The organism is Nitrospira sp. (genome assembly GCA_016788885.1).
GTDB lineage: Bacteria > Nitrospirota > Nitrospiria > Nitrospirales > Nitrospiraceae > Nitrospira_A.
Map to the genome: position 1 here is coordinate 1 of JAEURX010000051.1, position 5,487 is coordinate 5,487.

The window sequence follows — 5,487 nt, forward strand, 5'->3', positions numbered from 1 at the left end:
ACGGTCGCGGCTTCTTCCTCCAGCGCGAAGATCTTGCCTTCCGGCATGGTCATTTCGATCTTCCGCTCGAAGTCCACCTCGATCGCATCCGGAGCCTTCGGATTGAGCTTCATCGGGCGATCCAACGCCACGACGTTGAAGCTCTTCACCGGAGCATCCGACGGACAGACGGAACTGGGTGTCGCCGGAATCCCGAGAGGATTCGTCCCCTTGGGCAACGGCATCAGATCCGCCACTGGCTTGTCGAGCACACGCAGAATGCCCCATCCACCTTCGGCGAAGTGTGACGTTCTGCCGTTGAAGTGGATGTAGTCGCCAGGCATCCCCTGGAATCCGCCCGCCTTGGAGACGAGGTCATACCGCTCGGCGATCCCGACGTGAATCGAGTACTTCCGGTTGGCATCCGCCGCATACCGCTCCGTGAGGAAGGTATGGCCGGCGATCGTCCAGACGTGCGACTCGTTCATCAGTTGGTGCAACAGGCGGAACACCATGGTATCGCCCGTGTACGCCCGCAGAAGCGGAGTGCCCGGATCACCGTGGACCGCGCTGCTGAACAGCTTGGAGGTGTCCGGATTGTTGGACAGGCGTTGTGCAAACGGCGCCGCGCGGAAGTTGAAGCCGCTGCCGGTCGTATGCGTTCCGCCGTTGATGTACTTGTTCGGCGCGTTCAAGATCTTATCAGGCATCTGGAACGACACCGTCTTGCCCGCTTCCAACGCCACTTCGATCGGCTGTCCCGGAGGATTGCCGGCTTCGATGACGTTGACCGTGTGCGGCACCGTGTCGTGGATGGAGACCATCAACTCACGGAAGCTGCCGCTGACACCGGCTCCGATCGGCTCATTGCTGTGAATGTCCGCAATCGGCCCGCTGTAGACCAGCTTGCCGTTCTTCGGATCATGGTAGGTGGATCCGTACGGCTCCACGATCGTCACGCCGAACCCGCCATGGGGCCAGGTCGTCGCGCCGAATGCGTGGTCATGCCAGAACACCGTTCCCATGTCCACGTCCACCCACCACCGATAGCGCACGAACTCCGGCGACACGAGATCGCCCGCCGGGTGGTTGTGCTTCAGCGGCTTGAAGAACGTGATGACATCGCCCTTGATTTCTTTGACACGTGCGACTTCCTGACAGCTCTTATCCCGCGGCAGTGACGCCGCCGGATCGTTGCCCTTCTCCAAACAGTCCATCCCGACCATCAACTCGGTGTTGACGTGGAACGGCGTGGCGCCAGGCGCCATCTGGAACTTAATGGAGGTGGCCCCGGCTTTGGCTTCGCCGGTGAGCTTCGCAACCATCGGTGCCGGCAGACCATGTTTGGTCTTCTTGCCCCACATGGTGAACGGCCGGACCGACATCTCATACTCCATTCCTGAGATCACACCGTCCGAATTCCCGGTGTCGAACTGGAAGAAGTGAGGATGGATGTTGATCTTGGACGACTGGAAGTTCGTGTAATCGTCGTCGTCCCACTCGCTGGTCAACAACAGGTCCACGCAGTCATACACGTTGGCGCGGATGACGGCGGGAAGCTTCAGATCGTCATTGGCTCTGGTCAACCGCTCTTCTTCGTGAAGAAGGTAGATCAGACCGTCTTTATCCACCATGGCCGGCTCTTTCCCCTGCTTCTTGGCGAGGGTGATCGGCATGCGGACAAAGTGAATGTTGTAATGCTTCCGATTGGCGTTGTCAGGGCAGAGGCTCCAACGACCCTGTTCGCCCGGCTTCGCCGGCTCGGAGGTCCGCTCACCGTTTTCATCCTGGTGAATCGGCTCCAACCATGGCGCACCGCTGTGGTTCGCTGAGAACGGAACGCGCTTGCCGAAGTGCGGCTTGAACAACGGCCAGGCCATTTTTCCCGTCGTTGGATCGAACAGGATTGCCGGTCTGGTGCTGTCGTCCCACTTGGCTGCGGCGGGATACTTCGGATATTTTGCCGTACTCTCCCGCTCGCCGCGGGCGATGTTGCCGTCCCACTTCCAATCCCACACCGTCGCATCGTAGGCCATGATCTGGCCCTTCTCATCCCCGGTGTGGCCTGGCTGACCCTGGGCCGGAACGAACATTTCCACCCAATCCTTGATGTTCACGATCACAGGATCGGACTTCCAGTTCGTCTTCTGGCTTTTGTCGACGATCTTGAAGGTCTTCCCGAACCAATCGACGGTCGTCCCGATCAATTTATCGGACGACACACCCTGCTTCATGCGGCCCAGCCGATCCGGCAACTCACGCATATCCGGCATCGTGTCGGTATGGGCATTGCCGACCTGCAAGGTATTGTAGAACCGGCCGTACCCCCACATGCCGGCCACATAGTGGTGCGCGACGTGGCAGTGATAGAGGAATTCGCCGGCCAAATGCTGGCAGCCACCGCCGCCGCATTCCGGTTCCAGGTCGAGCGACTCGGACGGACCCACGACTTCCACATCCACCCGATCAGACTTCGTCCGGACCACCGGATACTTCACCGGTCCATCCTGACCCGCCGCCCAGAGGGTGTTCAGCTCGGTGCCGGGGCTCCGCTGCCAGCGGATGGTTCCGCTGTGCGGATGGTGGGAGTGGAACACTTCGGATCCACCATGCACGAGACGCCACTTGACCGGGTCACCGAGGTAACCGCGGGCCACCGTGGTGGGTGGGTCGCCGAAGGTATACGCGCTGTAGGCCAGCGATTCATCTTCAAACCCGAAATACTCGTGCTGCAAATGCATCTGGTCGATACCGAACGGCTCGCTGCGATAGTTGATCGCGCGGCCACCCGGACGATAGGCATCGGTCAGCGGATCGCGCTGCGGCAAGAAGTCACCCTTCTTGTTCAGCGGACGGAACGCTTCGTCGCCGATCTCGTGATAGAACAGCACGAACTCGCGGAAGTCCGGTCCCGTACCGTTATCGATCATGACCTGCCATCCACTGTTCGCATCGGGCGCGGCGCCCGTGCCGAGCGGATCGAGATACTTGGAGCCCTTCGGTTCGACGATGAAAGCTCCGAACAGCCCCAACACCGTCAACTCACGATCATGGCTCCACGAATGGAACTGACGCACACCTTCCTGCATGTTCGGATGGATGTACCATTCGAACTCTTGGGACTTGCCCGGCGACACCACCGTATCCGGGTTGGTCGTCGTGGCAGGCTTTCCGGTCGCGCTGACGATCATGCTGGACGCCTGGATGACCAAGCTGCCATCCTCACCTTCCATTTGATTGCGCAGCGTCATTTTCACGCAGTCGCCCTGGTTGGCACGAAGGACCAGGGGCTGAATGGCGTCGCCCTGGTTTCCGGTTGTCACCGCTCCAGGATCAAAGCCTTCCTTCTCACGCGCTTCTTTATTCTTGGCCTCTTCAGCGCGAACCTTGTCGATCTCTCCGGTATGGACGTACATATATCCGGGATAGTAATCAAGCCACCGGTTCAAGCTGATTTCGATGTTGATCATCGACACGTCATACGTCTTCACCGGTGCATTCGCCGGACATTTCCCGCCGGACGTCATGACCGGTTCGCCCTTCGACGAATCGGTCGCGAGCAGGAAGCTGCTGCCGTCCTGCCCCATGTACTGGTGCATCATCGACATCTCGTTGAATGCACCGGAGGTCTGCTGCGCCTTGGCATCGTTGCCCGCCTGCTGCTCCAACTTCTCCATCAGGCGGTGGTGCTGCATCTCCATCTTTTCTGCATTCCCGGCACGGCCCTCCATGGCGTTCTCCACCACGGTTTGACCCTTGAGGGTCTGGGTCCAACCAGGCATGGCGACCGGCGTCGCATGACCGTCATGCGACTGATCGCCCGGCCCAACCGCGAACACCCACGGCGCGGCAAGCAAACTGCCCGAGAGCAGCGCCGCCTGCAGGCTCAGCATCGCCTTGCGACTGATGCGCCTGCGTTTTGACTGCACTGAAGACCTCATATGTCGGCCTCCCTCCTTGATAATCCCGCGCCCTTCCGCGGGAGTGAATAAAAAGCGTGGTCGTGTGACCGGCCTCCGTCAGGCAGGACCCCGGCTGCTCCGGCCTCTCCTTCCCTCCTCCACGAAACGCTCCAAAAGAGAAAAGGGCTGGTGAAGGGTGTCCTCAATGTTTGAGGGAGCAGGTCATTCGGAGGCCGGTCCTAATCACCCGCACCTTCACCAGCACTCCGGCACAACGCAATTGATGTGCCTACTCACCCGCGTGAATGATCACAGAATTTCATCAGCACTATCAATGAGTTATGAATCGATACTACAACAACGAGGAAGAACAACCTACCGGCTGTTTTCCACGCCTTTAGACAGACTACGGGGACGTGAATGGCAAGCGTGAAAATACAACTACTTAGACTGTCCATGCCAGTGGACACTACGGATTCTATTTTGTGGCAATAAGGGGCAAGCTGAGGCGTGATCGAGCACGCGAGATGCTCTCAATCAGGCTGATTTTGAAGGGGATTTGATGGCACGCCGAGATATTGGCCCGTGAGGAGATCAGACAGGGAGTAGTCTAGCGGATACCGAGCTCGCTGAGCTTGTTATAGAGACTTGCGCGGCTGATTTTCAGGAGACGTGCCGCCTTCACCCGATTCCCCGAAGTCTGCTGCAGCGCCTGGAGTATCCGAACCCGCTCAGCCTGCATCGCCGCAAATCGCCCGACCGTTCGAAGATCGGCGGGCTCGACTTGGGACCCGGCGGCCACCAGATCCGCACAGGTCAACTCCGCATGGGTGGTGGTCACTACTGCCCGCTCAATGTAATGCTGCAACTCCCGAACGTTGCCGGGCCACGGCGCGGCGGTCAAGGCCCGCATCGCCTCCTCGCTCACGTGCCGCAGCTCTTGGCGGTGCCGCTGGCAGGAGTCCGCAATGAACTTCGTCACAAGCAAGGGAATATCAGCCCTCCGTTCACGCAATGGGGGCAAATGGACAGGCAGCACGGCCAACCGATAATAGAGGTCCTGCCGAAAGGCCTTTGCCTTCACCAAATCGGCCAGATCCTTGTTGGTAGCCGACACGACACGCACATCGATCTTGATCGGTTGTGTACCGCCGACCCGCTTGATCTCCCCTTCCTGCAACACCCGCAGCAGCTTGGCCTGGAAGGTCGGCGAGGTATCGGCAATTTCGTCCAAGAAGATCGTCCCCCCGTCCGCTTCTTCAAACAAACCGGGCTTGGCCCCAGCGGCACCGGTGAAGGCACCTTTCACATGGCCGAACAGCTCACTCTCCAGCAACGTCTCCGGAAGCGCTCCACAATCTACGACCACAAAGGGTTTCTCGCCTCGATAACTGGTCTGGTGAATCGTCCGAGCAACCAGTTCTTTGCCCGTTCCGCTTTCGCCCTGGATCAGCACTGTCGCCGCACTGTCCGCAACCAGGCGGATCATATCGAATAATTGATGCATGACCGAGCTCACTCCGACGAGATCACCCAAGCGCGACTCAGTCCGTTCCGGGCTGGAACGACTCGGCTTGCCGGCAGGAGTCGGCAGCGGGAACGCGGC

At 59.5% G+C, this 5,487-nt stretch carries 2 protein-coding genes; both read right to left on the bottom strand.

The genetic code is table 11. The annotated features are described in order from the left end of the window. A partial coding sequence (locus JNL86_13660; GenBank protein ID MBL8043957.1) for a hypothetical protein occupies positions 1–3,920 on the bottom strand: 3,920 nt, incomplete at its 3' end. Between the two features lie 571 nt (positions 3,921–4,491). After that, positions 4,492–5,388 (bottom strand): sigma-54-dependent Fis family transcriptional regulator, encoded by an 897-nt coding sequence (locus tag JNL86_13665; GenBank protein ID MBL8043958.1) that lies wholly within the window; start codon positions 5,386–5,388, stop codon positions 4,492–4,494. Positions 5,389–5,487 lie beyond the last annotated feature (99 nt).

Coding starts and splice junctions, on each gene's coding strand:
- JNL86_13665 (MBL8043958.1), bottom strand. CDS start 5,388: ATGCATCAATTATTCGATATGATCCGCCTGGTTGCGGACAGTGCGGCG.